The sequence below is a fragment of the Prevotella jejuni genome, assembly GCF_900187995.1.
Taxonomy (GTDB): domain Bacteria; phylum Bacteroidota; class Bacteroidia; order Bacteroidales; family Bacteroidaceae; genus Prevotella; species Prevotella jejuni.
Genome location: NZ_FZNZ01000001.1, coordinates 66,035 through 82,917, shown reverse-complemented (window position 1 = coordinate 82,917; position 16,883 = coordinate 66,035). Strand labels below are relative to the sequence as shown.

Below are 16,883 nucleotides of genomic sequence, written 5' to 3'. Positions count from 1 at the left end.
ATTAGAGAAGGTATGATAGTCTCAACTTATACTTTACAAGAAAAATACTAATAGACTTCCTACTCAATCTTAAACGTTCCTTAGCACACGATTTAGGCACACTTATACAGAAGAAGACAAGGCATATCGGGAGTAATGAGCGTTTAAGGCTTAACAGAAGTCCATAAAAAACAGCATACCGTTTAACTAAGTATTATTAAACAGTATGCTGCACCTTATATTATATAGTTCAATCTATTTAGAACTGGAAATAGATGAATGGTTGTATCTCAGAACTCTTTACCTGCATAATGATGAATATAACGATAGTAATCACGATAGCAGAGAGGACAACCCCACCCTTCTCTAAGACTCGTACACAACGATTTTGCCAAGAATCAGGTATCCAATGGGTAAGAAGAGCAAATATCATCAACATGAATACATACTTATAACCCATGAAGACATCGGGGAGTACGGAAGGATTAAACTTTGTGAACAACTGCTTAACCATAATCCACACACTATCAAAGTCCTTACAACGGAAGAAAAGCCAAGTGAAGCAAAGAACATGGAAAGTGATGAATACTGATAAGAAACGACGAATACCAGATGGATGGTAACGGCGGTCATGCTTCAAAACAGTCTGCGACCAGAACTTATGTACACAAACCAAAGCACCATGAAGAACACCCCATACAACGAAGTTCAGGGATGCGCCATGCCATAATCCGCAAGCAGTCATCGCAACCATTTGGTTGAAATACATACGAAGTGTTCCCTTCTTGTTGCCGCCAAGTGATATATAAACGTAATCACGTATCCATGTTGATAGCGAAATATGCCAACGTCGCCAGAAGTCGGTCATGGAGTCGGCCGTAAGTGGCGCATTGAAGTTCATCGGTATCTTAAATCCAAGAAGCAAGGCAATGCCGATAGCCATATCAGAATAGCCTGAGAAATCGCAATAAATCTGTATGCAATAACCATAAAGGCCAAGGAGAACCTCACCACCAGAGAAGAGTGTAGGGTTATCAAAGATACGATCAACGAAGTTCTGAGAGATGTAATCAGAGATAACAGCCTTCTTAAAAAGACCAATGATGATAAAGAATACACCCTGAGCAAACATCTCACGGCTAATATGCAATGGCTTACGAATCTGTGGACCAAAGTCGGTTGCACGAGTGATAGGGCCTGCCAATAGTGTTGGGAAGAAGCTAACAAAGAAAGCATAGTCGAGGAGTGACTCCATAGGCTCAGCCTTCTTGCGATAGATATCCACAACGTAAGAGATGGTCTTGAAGGTGTAGAAGCTAATTCCTACTGGTAGGAAGATGTCCCAAGGTTGGAAATTACCACCAATCATCTGCGTCACCATTCCTGCAAAGAAGTTCGTGTACTTAAAGTAAGCCAAAAGTCCAAGGTCGATAAGTAGGCTCAAACATAACCATAACCTTGGATATTTTCCTTTGGCAACACGACGTGCTATATAGAAGTCGCTTACGGTCACAATCAGTAATAATAGGAAATAGAAGCCACTACTCTTATAGAAGAAATAATAAGAGAAGAGCGTCACGAAGAGTAATCGCCCATCCACCTTCTTTCGTAGACAGTAATATCCTATCATGAAGACAAGGAATATGAAAAGAAAAGCACCAGAAGAGAAGAGGAGCGGTTCTTTTGGATTATATAGAAGAATATCAGATAGCTTTGAAAACTCAAGACCTCCAATATACGTTTCTATGTTTTGTAAGAGATTATTGATGATAACCATTAACTGGTTGAGAAATATACTTGTTTCCATTTGACTCTATGTTATGTAAATACAAACCTACTGTTCTATCATTTTCTCACGTCTTGTATAATTCTTCTGTCCGGCTACGATAGACTTAAAGATACGCTGACTGACATATTTACCACCTTTATAATTAATGTGTACATAGTCTTTTGTACCCATATCCTGGCTGTCTACGATACGCATCATCGTACCTGGACCTCCCATAGCACGGAAGAGATTATAGAAACCAACATGACAGTCGGATGCAAGTTGCTCTTGATAACCTACTAACATCTCAACACCCTTCATCGTACCATCAGGTGAAGACTTTGACCCACGGTCGGGACTACTAACGATAAGAATACTCGTTTCTGGGAAACACTTGTGGAAAAGGTCTACTACAAGTTTCATATCACGCATGTACTTCTTCAATCGCTCTGGAGTTGTCTGGGCATCAATAGCGTTAACACCAAACTGGAATACAATGAGATCATACGGACGTACACGTGCAAACTCCTTCAACATCTGTTCTGGAAGTTTGGACAGTGTTATACCTGAAGAACCACGCATACTGAAATTGTCAAGCACGATACCTTCCTTACCTTCCTGTGACGTACCGAAGAGAATAGTATTCGTTCCATCTACCTTGACGGTAGCATGAGAGGTGATGCCGTCCATCTTTACTACTTGTAACTCGGGTGATGGGGTTACACGTTGGTTACTTGTTTTGCCTCCATCTATGTTGAAGCTGACGTTAGCACCTCCTTTTGAACGTAGATAAAGTAATGTACTTGCCCACTTCTCGGTATGTGGATAGTCATGAGACAAAGTGAAAGGAGCATACGTCATTGTGGCTTGACCATTCATGGTATAGTAACGCTCTGCAATACCTGCTTGGTTGACATCATAACTTGCAGGCTTCTTAACCATGTGCTCGGTCAGTCCGGAGAAACTATTATCTACTGTATGCTTGTATTGGTCGAGGTCATTACCCGCATCTATCCATCCAACGCCATAACCACCATAGTATTTCTGAAGGTCTTCACGCAAGTCGGCTAATAAGATGTCACCTTCTATATATGAATCACCATAATAAGCAATACGAACAGGACGCCCTACTTGCTGTTTCTGAACCAATAAGTTCAGTTGACTATAGAAGTGATCAAGTCCTCCAGGTTTACCTGCAGAATAGTCAACGATACGTTCTGTACCCTTTGGCCACTCCTCCTTAAAGTTGATAACCTTCCCGTCTTTATCATAGGCAACGACAGAAGAAGGCTTCTTAGGCGAAGGAATGACGTCTTCGAGTACTTTCTTCTTTTTTGCAAGGTCGCTTAGAATGTCTATTTCACGTAACTTTGTATCTCCTATTGTTAGTGTTGGAAGGAAATGCAATAGGAAAAGGAACAATGCAACTAACAATGTTAGCAACAGTGTCTTGTATGTATTATCTTTCATTTTAACTGTAATCTTTTACCTAAATAATCTGTTGTCAGCACAATGTTTACTTGCGACTGAAAAGTGAGTCTAACTCTTTATCTAATAATTTAATACCCTCTAAGGTGCAATATCCTCTTACAAAGAATAAGATGGCTGCGTAGCCCAGCTCCTCTACATCATACTTCTTATAAAGAAACTGATTCATAATAGCATTCTGTGAGGCTACTGTCAAGATACGTATAATCTCATAGTTTATATTAGGAAGGAATAAACCCTCCTTAACTCCACGCTGAATGAAAGAATGAGCATCGCTTTCATATTCCTTATGGAGCTTACGGACATAAGCGAGTAACTCTGGATACATGTGGAGTTCTTCAAAGAAAAGCGGATTGACCTTACCCATCTTCTCTATTCGGAAACGACAAATCTCTATGATAACATTGATGACATTCAGGCCAGACTTGTCTATCTTTGTCATAGCCTGGTCTTCTATCTTCTTATCAAGTCGGATAACTTCAAAAAGCAACTCCTCTTTATTACTGTATATCTCGTAAAGTGTACGCTTTGATATCTTAAGTACATTGGCTATATCGTCCATCTTCACTCTTTTTATCCCATGTTTATGGAACAAGTTAAGAGCTGCAACGAGGATTCTCTCTTTAAGTTCTTGCCGATAAGTGGTTTCTGTAGTTGTATTATGCATCAAACTTTATTTTTGCGACAAAATTACAAAAAACTTTCATAATGACATCTGATTTAAAGTGGATTTTACTAACTTTGTAAGTCAAAAATACATTTTTGTAATATTAAAAGTAAAAGATTAACTATGGTCAAGGTAACAAAAGAAGCCGCTTTGGAGTATCACAACAACGGCCGTCCTGGCAAGATTGAAGTAAAGCCTACAAAACCTTATAGTACACAGACAGACCTTAGTCTGGCATATTCGCCTGGTGTGGCATATCCATGCTTAGAGATTCAGCAGAATCCAGATGACGTATATAAATACACAGACAAAGGTAATTTAGTTGCAGTTATCAGTAATGGTACAGCCGTTTTAGGACTCGGTAACATCGGTGCAATGAGTGGAAAGCCTGTCATGGAAGGTAAAGGATTACTTTTCAAGATATACGGTGGTATTGATGTTTTTGATATAGAGGTAAACGAACAAGACCCAGATAAATTCTGCGAGGCGGTAGAGAAGATTGCACCAACCTTTGGTGGTATCAATCTTGAAGATATTAAAGCACCAGAGTGTTTCGCTATTGAGGAACGTCTGAAACGTACGCTTGATATTCCTGTTATGCATGATGACCAACACGGAACGGCTATCATCTCTGCTGCGGGTCTAAAGAATGCACTTGAAGTAGCAGGAAAGAATATCGCTGATGTTAAGTTAGTAGTCAATGGTGCAGGTGCTGCAGCTATCTCATGTACGAAGTTATACATGGCGTTAGGACTGAAGAAGGAGAATATTGTAATGCTCGACTCTAAGGGTGTTATTACTTCTGACTCTAAGAACCTGACTCCACAAAAGGCCCTTTTTGCTACTGACCGTCGTGATATACATACCTTAGAGGAAGCCATTAAGGGTGCTGACGTATTCGTTGGCTTGTCTAAAGGGAATGTTCTTACACAAGATATGATTCGTTCAATGAACGAGAATCCTATTGTGTTTGCATTGGCTAATCCTGTTCCAGAGATATCTTACGACGACGCTGTTACTGCCCGACCTGACGTAATCATGTCTACTGGACGTTCTGACTACCCTAATCAGATTAATAACGTAATTGGTTTCCCATACATATTCCGTGGTGCCTTGGATGTTCATGCCAAAGCTATCAACGAGGAAATGAAGATGGCAGCAGTACAGGCTATTGCTAACTTGGCTAAAGAAACCGTACCAGACGTGGTGAATGAGGTTTATCATGTAAACGACCTTACCTTTGGTCCTAAGTACTTTATCCCAAAACCTGTCGACCCACGACTGATTACTGAGGTGAGTGCTGCCGTTGCTAAAGCTGCCATGGAGAGCGGTGTTGCTCGCACTCCTATCAAGGACTTCAAAGCTTATAAGCAGCATCTACTTCAGATGTTAGGTCAGGAAACAAAACTAACTCACACCCTTCACGCTACAGCTGCTCAACATCCACAACGTATTGTCTTTGCTGAAGGTGGTCACCAAACGATGATGAAGGCCGCTGTACAAGCTAAACAAGAAGGTATCTGTGTTCCAATCCTTTTAGGAAACCCTGACCGCTTGAATCGTGTCGCTAATCGTCTCAAACTTGACATTTCTGATATTGAGATTGTTGACATGCGTGCCGATAAAGAACAGGGACGTCGTGCAACATACGCAAAGCACTTAGCTGAAAAGCGTTCACGTGAAGGTTACACATTTGAAGAGGCATACGATAAGATGTATGAACGTAACTATTTCGGAATGTCAATGGTTGAGAATGGTGATGCGGATGCGTTTATCACTGGCCTTTACACCAAATATAGCAACACGATTAAGGTAGCTAAGGATGTTATTGGTATTCGACCAGAGTATAATCACTTTGGTACGATGCATATTCTAAATACTAAGAAGGGTGTATTCTATATTGCTGACACGCTGATTAATCGTCATCCTGATGATGAGGTGTTGTCTGATATCGCTAAGTTGGCTGCCAATTCGGTTAAATTCTTCAATGATAAACCTGCAATAGCAATGCTTTCTTATTCTAACTTTGGTTCTGATAAAGAAGGTTCTCCATCGAAGGTGCACTCTGCTGTTGAGAAGCTGCAAAAGGAATATCCAGAGTTGGCTATTGATGGTGAGATGCAGGTTAACTTTGCTTTGAATAAAGAGTTGCGTGATGAGAAGTTTCCATTCACTCGCTTGAAAGGATTAGATGTTAACACACTCATCTTCCCTGACTTGTCTTCAGCCAACAGTGGTTATAAACTATTACAGGCATTGAGCCCAGAAGCCGAGGTCATTGGTCCTATCCAAATGGGTCTTAATAAACCAATTCACTTTACCGATTTCGAATGTTCTGTACGTGACATTGTAAACATCACAGCTGTTGCTGCTATTGATGCTTATGTGGAGAAACTAAAGAAGAAGTCATTATAAACTAAAAAAGAGGATGTGTCTGTTTTGACACATCCTCTTTTTTTTGAGAAACACACTCTCACCCTCTTTACAAAACTATTACCCTCTTTTTGAAGAAACCGTCAACTCTTTTTGCGAAATAGGTCAACCCTTTTTTGTGAGAACAATCAACCCTCTTTACGAGAATAATCAATTTTCTCTGCAACATAGAATCATGCTGGGCATACTAAAAAAACTTGCCCCATGACACCAACAATGGTGACAGGGGCAAGAAACGAAAATTAAATTACCGATGTATCGTCATTGATATCACATCAATGCCTTCCCGCTGGAAACATAATTAAAACTAAATTAATCAATTCAGTATTATTAAAACCGAACTTTTTTCTTTTCTTGGATATTGGCCTTATTAGGCTCATTAGTCTTATTAGTCCTTATTAGCCTCATTAGGCCTTATTAGCCTTATTGGCCCTATTGGCCTCATTAGCCCAATATCCTTTACTATCCCTGGCCCGCTACCGGGCCACTTCCTCCTCCATTCTTTTTCTTATCCTCCTTTTTCTTATCTTTCTCTGCTTCCTCCTTCTTCCTCACCGACTCGTAGGAGTTTGCGGCTAACTCTCGCTTCAATTCTCCGCCAGGCGTGAAGACGACACGAGGCTTAATGGTTGCGGTCTTAAAATCCTCTTCCTTCTCAGCTCCTTTGCTCGACAGTGTGACACGCATAGAGCCAAACTCGCCCAACTGAATGCTGAAACCATCACGGAGATAATGGGGCAAACAATCAATAAAGTTATACAACACGTTCGACACATCACCACGCGTCAAGGACGAACGCCCCGCAATGTCACGTGCAATGTCGTCGAGCGACTTATGCCCAAGGTTAACAGGGTTAGCATAAAACTTCACTTCCTCCCGCTTCTGCGGATTTTTCTTTGGTACTAAACGAATTTTCATGATTCTTTCGACTTTAAATTATTAATACTATTGTTGTTTATCATAGCGTAGGACAGCACGCCTCAGCAGCTTTCTTTGTGCATCTTCATGCTGCCCCATTCTATTTTCTTGGTTTGTTTCCTGCCTTTCATCGTCTTTTCTTTCCTCCTTTCTGCATCCTCTTCCTGTCAGATGCGTATTCCCTTGCTGCGCAATGCGTATCTACGTACCGTTAGATGCGGTGAGCGCTGCTGCGGAATGCGGTGAGCGCTACTGTTAGATACGCATCTAACGGCTGCGCAATGCGTATCTACGAGTAGCTAAATACGCATCTGCCAACACGTAGATACGGTGAGCGCAGCGACGGAATACGCATTCAGCAGAAGCCCTACCCGTTAGGCACTCCTTCCCCCTTCGGGGAGGGTCGGGGTGGGGCTTCTTAGAGGGCGACACCTGTAAAGGGCCAATCGCGAGAACTACTGAAGCGCCTCCGCCCTGAACCCGCCGTTGCGGCTGCCGTTGCTGGTCACGTTGACGTTACCACTGGTGAAGAACAGGGAGTACGCGAGGTAACTGAGCCACGGGTTAGCACTTGACGACCAATAGTAGCCGCCGTTGCCAACGTTGCGCAGCTGACCAGAGTAGTAGGAACCCAAGGCGGGCAGGTAGAAGTAATTACCTGCATCAGCCACATCGGGGAGAGTCTGAGATACAGACCAGCTGCGTCCGTTGCCATTTGTTCTCCAATCTGTTCCGTCTTCTGCGGTGTTAGGGTTAAATCCGCTTATATTCGCTTTCTTCTTAAACCACATGCCACCTTTATATAAGTGACCCATGGTAGTCCATAATTCATCACCGTCCCAACGTGGTTCGCCCATGGCAGCGTACCATGTCATCTCGTTCACGTTTGGAAGATCTTTGCATGGGCTGTGGGTTGCCTTATTATCTGCACCATAACTAAATGCTTCGTTGTAGTAACGAGGGTCACCATTATTTTGGGCGTAGTTGCTATTACTGTTACCGTTCAATACTGGCTGCCATGGAGTTGCTTTATTCCATTCGTGACCTGACCAATAATTCTGTTGAGCATCCCACATGTAGTATTTGTCGCCGTCATAATTACGTACGTTAAGGTTAGCTGTCATATCGTAGTAAGTATTCGAAGCGTATGCTGTTGCAGGAAGAGTCTTAGTAATAGTACCCTCTACGTTGTTTGCTACGTCTTTTACCCAATAACGTACCCTTAAGGTATGAGTTCCTGGCTTAATCACCATGTATGCACCGTTAGTAGTTACGCTGGCTGCGCTGTTAGTCAGTGGGAAGCCGTTTGGATTGCTACTACTGCCACTTGTAGTCAAAACGATTTGTTTGCTTCCTGCTGAGCCTGTAAGGGCACCCGTGCTTGTGTTGACTGTATAAGTCTCTGCAATATCATTGTCAGAGCTTACCTCCACCTTAGTTAAGTAACAACTTTGCAGAATAGTGTTACTTGTGTAAGGTTGGAAGACTAAGTAAGCTGGCTGATGCTCTAACTGGAAGCTAAAGATGCTGCCACCTGCTGCCCCTGTTGCCGTAGCTATACCATAGTCGCCTGCTGTGCCGAAATGCTCGGTGTTGTCTGGGGCGGTCTGCGTTTGGTTAGCAGAGATAGTTACTTGGCTGCCGTTACTGTTCTTACCCAAGTAATAAACTTTATAACTTGCACTTGCGCCAAACTTGCCAGGAACTCTATAACGGAAGGAGGCTACCTTCTGAGTTGGAGCGTTCGTACTCTTTCTCATTACGCCTTCGTCGTCCTTTACGTAAATATAATCGCCTGCCTCCCAAGAGAAATCGCTACTGTTATAATCTAATGACGTGCGGGTTTTTGCCTCGTCACCTGCTACGAAAGTTGTTAGGTTCTTGTCGTTATCGCCCTCTTTGTTGGTTGGGTTCTGTGCCACATCTTCCTTAGCACAAGATGCGAAAGTCAAGGCGATGCCGAACACGACAACCAAAGACTTTAGTTGCGATGCGAATGAATATTGTTTCATTGTTTTCTTCATCATTTATTCGTTTTTATTTGTTCTTTTAGTTAATAACTCTCTGTTAGTCTTCCCATGATGTTGGGGCTTCATCTTCGAACTCTTCCTCATCCCATTGACTTGCCTTAGCAGCAGCTGGACCAGTAGCATGGTTCGCCTTTTTGTGCTGACTGGGGAAGGACGTATCCATCAAATAAGTGCTTTCGCTTACCTGAACTATTTCACACTTTGGTGCAGGATAGTTCTTCTTTTGTTTCTTTTTCTCCATTGTTTTATTGATTAAAAATAGTTGTTATTTCGTGCTTAATTTCTTCTTATTTCGTTTACGTAGGGACACAGAAAAGCGAACAAAGGAAACTCCGAAAAGTCCTTTGTTTACAGGGATTGCACAGCACGCCTCGCGCGCGTATGCGAGAAGAAAAAAGTGGGGAGGTTAGGCCTGGCCTATATGAGAGAGAGAGAGAGAGAGAGAGAGAGTACAAAATTATTTGGAACTACCAAATAATTTGCGATATTTTTTTCGTCTTTCTTCGTTAAAGAATCTAATGCAGCGCAAAACGTGTTTGCGCCTTTATTTCCTAATAAAGTGCAAACATTTGCCGAATTAATATTCTTTATGACTCTCATCGTTATTACGAGTTAATTTTATTTTAACTGGGCGCAAAGGTAGTGAGAATATATGAAACAAACAAGGAATTAGTAAAAAAATATAAAAATAAACTGAATTACATAGCCATTCTTTAACGTTTAGGCCATCTAACACATCGAGCAAAAGCAATATGCTAAGTATGCCGTTTAGTAACAACCGTCAAACAAAGTATTTTGTCCTTGCAATCGTCTGATGAACACATGCTGATGACAAAACTATATCAGAAAAGGCTCCTTACTTGCGTACTATCGACAATGCTCGCAACGCTCAACGCACATGGCTTTGTAAACATTAAACTAATTGGGAACAAGTCATTTAGGAGAAAGATTAAGCAAGCTATATAAAAGAATAGAGAGCCCTATAGCAAGCTACATAAAAAGATAGAAAGTCATATAGCAAGCTATATAAAAAAATAGAAAGCTCTATAGCAAGCTATATAAAAGAAGAGAAAGACGATATAAACACAAAAGACGGATGCACTTTTGCCGTGCATCCGTCTAATATATATAAGGTGTTACGATTTCTTTTAGAAGAAGAGGTAACGGTTGTCAACAACATTTGCTTTAAGGATAAGATCCTGCATGAAGTTGCTGATTAATTGCATATTCATCTGAGCAGTCTGCTGCATAACCATTGCTTCGTTATACTTAGAGCCAGCACGCATAGCCTTCTTCACTACTTGGAACACATAGACACCAGCATTACCCTTAACAGGAGCCTTAGAGAACTTACCAGCAACTGTTCCTGCAACCGCACCAGAGAGAGCAGGCTCAACAGAACCAGTAGCCTGAACGAAGGCAGGGGCAGAGAAAGTAATCTGATTAACCGTAGAAACCTTAGCACCCTTTGACCGAGCTGCAGCAATAGAGTTGACACCCTTCAATTTTGCCATGAGCATCTCGGCCTTCTTGTCCTTCATTACTTCACGCTTGAGAACCTCTTTATCCTGTGCATCATCCCAAGGACGATAACCCTGTGGATGAACAGCTGTCAAAGCAACTACTAAGAGATGGTCATTATCGCCACACTCGTAGAGTGGAGAAATCTCACCCTGCTTAGCACTAAAGAGCCACTTAAGTGCATCATGTGTACCTTGAATACCACCAATATAATGCTCAGCAGTAGAAAGGTCGTTAAGCGACTGTACACGATAGCCAGACTTAGAAGCATTCTTCTCAAGTTCAGCAACAGAAGAGCTCTTAGCAACAAACTCAGAGAACTTATTATAAGCATTGCTGCGTGTATCCTTAGAGAAGTCAATAGGCTTCTTGATAATAGCTGCAGTTGTCTTAGTTGTGAAAGCTTTCTTGTCGAGAACCTGCAGAATAACATTACCCTGTGTGAGCGCAAGGTTCTGAGTAGCATTCACCTCACCATTAAGCAAAGCATTAACAAAAGTGCGATTATCAACACTCATAGTTGGTGCCATCTCATACTGCTGACCAGTAAACCAAGCCTTCTCACCCGTCTGACCGTAACGTTTAGCGAGAGCCTCAAAGTCAGCACCGCCAGCCAAAGCCTTCTGAATAGAATCAGCCTTTGCACGTGCCTCATCAGGAGTAGCAGCGCCAACACTAATCTGACGGAACTGTACTGAGTCTGGCAACTGTGCCTTTGAGAATACACGAATAACATTCAACGTATTGTCCTGGCTATTCTCGAACACACCAGTTGTACCCACAGAAAGTGAATCAATCTTTGAAGCAATATCAGGATACTGCTGGTAAGCCTTACTACTTACAGGAAGACCAAGATAAGAAATCTCAGAACCACTCTTACTGATAACACCTGAAGGATCGGTAGCTGTTGCAAGCTGATGTTGGAAATCATTCATCTCCTTAGCAACCACCTTACGGTCGGCAGCGCTTGCCTTAATCTGATAGTCAACAAACTTAATATCACGCGTCTCAACACTCTGACGGAAAGCAGGCTTGAGTTCGTCGTACTTAGCCTTTAAGTCATCATCTGAAATCTTAATGTCAGCATCCTTCACAGAGCTATAAGCTAAAGAAGCAAGCTGAATCTGACTCTCCTCATTGTTGTCCTTGAAAGCCATCGTAGCTTCAGCCTTATTAGAGAGAACACAACTTGCGAGTAAAGCCTGATACTTCTGACCAAGCAATTGTGTACGTAAGTTCTTCTCTACGAAGAGCCAATAGTCATAGACAGCCTGCATCTGATCAAGCTCTGGAGACTTAGCTGCCTTGGCCTTATTATAACTATCAAAGAATTGCTTGAGTGCATTAACGTCGAAACGACCAGTCTGCTGGTTAACAAATGGTGTCTGTGTCAACACTGGGTTCGTACCCTCACTCAATACGTTTTCAATTTCCTTCTCCGTAACAGTGAGACCAACCTTCTTTGCATCAGCCTCAAGTACACGACTGCTTACCAACTGCTGCCATACTTGGTCCTTTACCTGGTTAAGCTCTTGTTCAGAGAGGTTATCACGTTGCATGGTAAACTTAATTGCTGACTGATATTCATCAAACAACTTCTGGTACTCCTGGACACTAATATTCTCGCCCAAAATCTTACCAATTTGCTGATGCGACTCACCCTTCATACCTTCACATGAGCGGGCCGCATCTCCAGCCAAGAATGCAACCAAGGCAAGGCTGATAGCACCTACCAGTATAGCCCCTTTGCTTCTAATTTTTCCTAATACTGCCATTTTAGATTTATTATTTGATTTTAATTATTCTATTCAGTATGACAAATTGCGCACAAAAATACAAAAAAATGGGCAAGTATCATAATTTTTCTTTTAGAAATTACTCTGTATCATTGACTTTTAGCCGTACGAGTTCTATTTTAGTCATCGTCTTTTTGATTATCTTAAACTCATATTGACCAACGGTAACAACTTCGTTCAGTTTCGGGAAACTTTGATAGACATGCAACAGCAAACCGCCAACAGTCATGTAATTGTCGCTTTCTGGTAAATCAAGATTGAACATCTCATTTACCTTATCTATCTCTAAACGTGCCGAAAGAACATACTCTTTATCGTTTATCTGCTTAGCAATATACTTTGTATTATCGTGTTCGTCTTCTATTTCACCAAAGATTTCCTCAACGATATCCTCTAATGACACAATACCGCTGGTACCACCGAACTCATCAACAACTACACCTAAACTCTTCTTTTGAAGTAGGAAAACTTGCATCAGTTTCTGCGCTGCCATCGTCTCTGGAACAAACGGCAACTGACGGATATGGTCTTTCCAATTCTTAGGCGAACGGAACATCTCAGAGGAATGAATATATCCCTTTATGTGATCAATATCTCCTTCGTAGACAATAATCTTAGAGTTACCACTCTCAATGAACATCTGCTGCAATTCTTCCAAGCTACAACTCTCTTCGACAGCTTTAATCTCTGTACGAGGAACCATACAATCACGTACCTTCGTGTCTTGGAAATCCAAAGCATTTTGGAATATCTTTACTTCATCTTCGATATCATCTTCGTTCTTAGCATTTTCTATTGTACTCTGCACGAGATGGTCGAGGTCAACCTTCGTAAACGTACCATCGTTCTCTTCCTCATCTATCTTTACACCGACCAAACGCAGAAGAACACGAGCAAGGAAGGTCGCAAAACGACTAATAGGCCAAAGGATAATAAAAAAGATATAAGCCAAAGGAGCGAAGAACGTAAGTAGTCGGTTCGGATTGCTCCTAAATAAGGTCTTTGGCAAGAACTCACCTGTAAAAAGAATGACAAGTGTAGATAATAACGTATCCAACACCACACGTGTAGCCGAGTCAAACGAAGCAAATAGCGTAGTATCGAAGATTTGCGCAAAGAAGATACCATAGATAACAAGTACTATATTGTTACCTACAAGCATAGTAGACACAAAGCCGTTTGGATTGTTATAATAGATGGTCAAACACTTCTGTGCAATACCGTCCTTCTCCTTATCCATCTCGGCAAGAAGACGATTACTCGAAACGAAAGCAATCTCCATTCCTGAGAAGAAAGCGGAGAGTGCCATCGTAATGATTATTCCTATGATTAAATCTATATCCAATTTCTATAATTATTGTTTAACTACTGGACCTTTCATATTGTCAACGTGCGTGGTATCCATTGGTGCAAAAGGAGGAGCAGCAGGCGACATCATATCCTTATCTGAGAATATACCCCACCCTTTTGTCTGACGTATTTCATAATTCGTCATCTGTTCATCGCTATGGAACCAATTACCTTCTAACTCCTTATCTGGCGTTTTAAGATGAGAATAGGTGTACGACCACATTTCATGATTCCTCTCATCCCAGTATAGTTCATTACTATAAAAGGACAATCCCTGCGCTGTCAGGATTCTGACACGTCCATGAAGTTGCCAACGACGGTCTCTATCGGAATAGACAGCACTGTCACATTGGATGTAACCTACCACATGCTTCTTCAAATCAAACTGTGTTAGTAGGATTCCTTTATTGAAAGTCCAACGTGAAGAGTTATCTTTATTCTGATTAATATCCCATTGTTCAGTAACAATACGATACTTGATTACGCCCGAGTCAGAAATGAGCGTATTGACACCATACGTCGTCATAACCGGCACCGAGTCACGGTCATGAATAGCAGGAGCTGTATGCTCATGCTCCTCTGAACAGGAGACTATGGCACAGCTCGCCGTAAGTAATACCAAACATATTATAAGAGAATAAAGGCTTGAACGCATATTATTCTACCTTGAACTTAGCAAACCAACGCTCATTGAAGGTCAGACCAACGTTGATACGGAATGTATTTTCCTTTATCAGACCTGTCGCACTCTGGTTTACCCACTCTGCACTAATATTCAACATACTACGATTATTATAGGCATTCATAATAGGAATACCTACACCAAGGCTTGCTGATAGTTCACGTGGACCGTCTTGTCCATTTATCTTCAAGTATGGACTTGCATAGCTGAAGCCAGCACGATAGTGCATACGACTAAAGAAACCACGATAACGTTCGCCCTTGCAATAATCACCACCAAGCGTCAACTTGTGACGATCATTAAACTGTCCAGCAACAAGACTATAGCTTGTCGTACCATTAACAGGATTGAGTTGTGGGTATCTAATCTTAGCCCACTTCTGCAATTGATAGTCAACACCGAACTTTAGACGATTGTTATGATTAAACATCAAACCAACTCCGAAAGTGTGGGGAAGTTCAAGAGAGTTTGACACAACATAACGAGTTGTATCAGAAACGCTTGTCTGTGAGTTAGTTGATATCAAATCACACTCTGATTCTGCATTTAACGTGTGTCCAAGAGAATAGGCTAAACCCAAGGTCAACTCATTCTTTCTGTCAATAGGATAAGTATATTGCACACCAAAGTCAGCCTTATAACTCTTCACCTGCGCTGTATAGTTCTTAGAAAGGGTATTTACGTAACTATCACTATATGAATTAGTAGAATTACGATTTAGTGTTCCCCATAAATAAGCTATGTTCGCACCAAAAGAGAAGCCCTTGAATGGCTCCCAACCCGCACCTAAGTAAACGAGATGCAAACCACCATTACCACTATATGTATTAGAATAGGTGGCATTAGGAGACGATGTACTTGGGAAAGCATTTACATTCTGCGTGTTACTAAAGTTGTAACCCACATTTGTATAAGGTAAGAGACCAAAGCTCACACCCACGTGCTTAAACGCTCTAAACGATGCAACAACATATTCAATATCAGCATTCTGGGCATTGATCTTCTTTCCCCTCTCTTCAAAATTAGTCAACTGAAGACTTACACCAGCATCGAAGATAAACGAAAGAGAGTCAACTGAAGCGTATGAAGCAGGGTTCATGTAGTTAACCTGGCTGTGCTCATGAAAGCCGTACGCCAGTCCGTTCATTCCACGATTAAAACTTGTTGCCTGAGAAGCCAAAGCGCCTAATCCATACTGGCTATATGGAGAGTTCGTACCACTTTGAGCTGACACTTGTAAAGCAAGTCCTACAAGGAATGCTGTAGCAATTATCTTTTTCATTCGCTTTCTTTTTCTTATTCTGACGATATGTCTTAACGATATATTGGCGCAAAGTTATTAAAAAAAATCTATATTGCAGAAAAACAATAAAGGATTTTGAATTTTAATAGTAATGTTCAATAAATATTTCCAATACAAAAGTTATGATTTCTTACCTTCGTTAGTCGGAGACGCACTAAACGTTTGTAGTGGTAAAGCCTACCGAATGAAGTCGAATATAAAAGCTCATATAACGAAATTAGTTTTATTTTTATTTGCTGTCACTTTTAACATTTAATATTAATCCATTGTATTATAAGCAATTAAGCACACATTTAAGATGACAGAAATGACAGGAAAATTGATTTTAAGAAATTCGTCTCTTACGAGCAAGCAATTTAGATATGCTTGAAAAGGCAAGGGTTATCACTGATCGATAAGAAAGAATGGAACCGAATGTAGATTATAAGGTTACTGCTTTCATAAACTGCTAACAAAAGTCTATGGGTGCTCTACGACTCAAAGAGACCACAGCCCAAACAGCGTCTTTTCATACATAGCGAGAGTACTCGAAGAACCATTAAGCCTAAAAAAGTACAACGTAATATCACTCATCTTAGCTTTAATTTCTGTGATGTTTCGTGCCAGAAAAGACCTTTGTAAAGCTACGCCTATAAGCAAGATTTCTGTGTTGTTCTGCGATAAATATTCATCGAATTATTCATATTAGGCTACCGAGGGGAACGAAGAAATACTCAACATGATTCTTAGAAATGTAAGGATATTTCAGTAATCAAACCCTATCACTTCGGAGAAGAGGGTAGGAATGGAATGAGAAGATGCTCTTCAACATCGAAGAAAACGCCCTTCTTGCACGTTAAAGACGCCCTTCTTGGAGCAAGAAAGGCATCTTCTCAAACGCTACTTACAACATACTGATTATATGAATGTTATAAACATATCCTAAAGAAAAGATATACCAATCCTTTG

General features: G+C 41.2%; 12 protein-coding genes. 1 reads left to right on the top strand and 11 read right to left on the bottom strand.

Annotation, left to right across the window (positions count from 1 at the left end):
- Window positions 1-238: 238 nt before the first annotated feature.
- Genes CHB62_RS00315 through CHB62_RS00305 form a run of 3 tightly spaced genes read right to left on the bottom strand, consistent with a single transcriptional unit; the run spans window position 239 to window position 3,902 of the window.
- Window positions 239-1,786, bottom strand: coding sequence for an MBOAT family O-acyltransferase (locus CHB62_RS00315; RefSeq protein ID WP_089365200.1), 1,548 nt, complete (start codon window positions 1,784-1,786; stop codon window positions 239-241).
- Window positions 1,787-1,813: 27 nt separating this feature from the next.
- Entirely contained in the window at window positions 1,814-3,217 is a 1,404-nt protein-coding gene (locus CHB62_RS00310) for an SGNH/GDSL hydrolase family protein (protein WP_089365199.1), read from the bottom strand.
- Between the two features lie 46 nt (window positions 3,218-3,263).
- Complete coding sequence (locus CHB62_RS00305) at window positions 3,264-3,902, bottom strand: TetR/AcrR family transcriptional regulator (protein WP_089365198.1); 639 nt, start codon at window positions 3,900-3,902, stop codon at window positions 3,264-3,266.
- Window positions 3,903-4,025: 123 nt separating this feature from the next.
- On the opposite strand from CHB62_RS00305, the gene CHB62_RS00300 reads away from it, so the two are divergent.
- Window positions 4,026-6,317 carry an NADP-dependent malic enzyme gene (locus CHB62_RS00300; RefSeq protein ID WP_089365197.1) on the top strand — a complete coding sequence of 764 codons (2,292 nt, stop codon included), beginning with the start codon at window positions 4,026-4,028 and terminating at the stop codon, window positions 6,315-6,317.
- A gap of 480 nt (window positions 6,318-6,797) precedes the next feature.
- Here CHB62_RS00300 and CHB62_RS00295 read toward each other — a convergent pair whose 3' ends face one another.
- The 8 genes from CHB62_RS00295 to bamG form a co-directional block, all read right to left on the bottom strand.
- Entirely contained in the window at window positions 6,798-7,253 is a 456-nt protein-coding gene (locus tag CHB62_RS00295) for an HU family DNA-binding protein (protein WP_089365196.1), read from the bottom strand.
- 455 nt (window positions 7,254-7,708) lie between these two features.
- Window positions 7,709-9,277, bottom strand: a complete 1,569-nt coding sequence (locus CHB62_RS00290) for a hypothetical protein (RefSeq protein ID WP_089365264.1) — start codon at window positions 9,275-9,277, stop codon at window positions 7,709-7,711.
- A gap of 43 nt (window positions 9,278-9,320) precedes the next feature.
- Window positions 9,321-9,524, bottom strand: a complete 204-nt coding sequence (locus CHB62_RS00285) for a hypothetical protein (RefSeq protein ID WP_089365195.1) — start codon at window positions 9,522-9,524, stop codon at window positions 9,321-9,323.
- A 176-nt stretch (window positions 9,525-9,700) separates the two neighbouring features.
- Window positions 9,701-9,883: a hypothetical protein gene (locus tag CHB62_RS15105; protein ID WP_089365194.1), complete on the bottom strand. Its 183-nt coding sequence runs from the start codon at window positions 9,881-9,883 to the stop codon at window positions 9,701-9,703.
- Between the two features lie 548 nt (window positions 9,884-10,431).
- The gene (locus CHB62_RS00275; RefSeq protein WP_089365193.1) at window positions 10,432-12,579 is read right to left on the bottom strand and encodes a peptidylprolyl isomerase; all 2,148 of its coding nucleotides are present in this window, start codon (window positions 12,577-12,579) and stop codon (window positions 10,432-10,434) included.
- A gap of 100 nt (window positions 12,580-12,679) precedes the next feature.
- The gene (locus CHB62_RS00270; protein WP_089365192.1) at window positions 12,680-13,945 is read right to left on the bottom strand and encodes a hemolysin family protein; all 1,266 of its coding nucleotides are present in this window, start codon (window positions 13,943-13,945) and stop codon (window positions 12,680-12,682) included.
- A gap of 9 nt (window positions 13,946-13,954) precedes the next feature.
- A complete protein-coding gene (locus CHB62_RS00265) occupies window positions 13,955-14,605 on the bottom strand; it encodes an LptA/OstA family protein (protein ID WP_009010793.1) in 651 nt (216 codons plus the stop codon).
- Window position 14,606: 1 nt separating this feature from the next.
- Window positions 14,607-15,914, bottom strand: a complete 1,308-nt coding sequence (gene bamG / locus CHB62_RS00260) for a BamG family beta-barrel-assembly machinery protein (RefSeq protein WP_089365191.1) — start codon at window positions 15,912-15,914, stop codon at window positions 14,607-14,609.
- Between the last annotated feature and the right edge of the window lie 969 nt (window positions 15,915-16,883).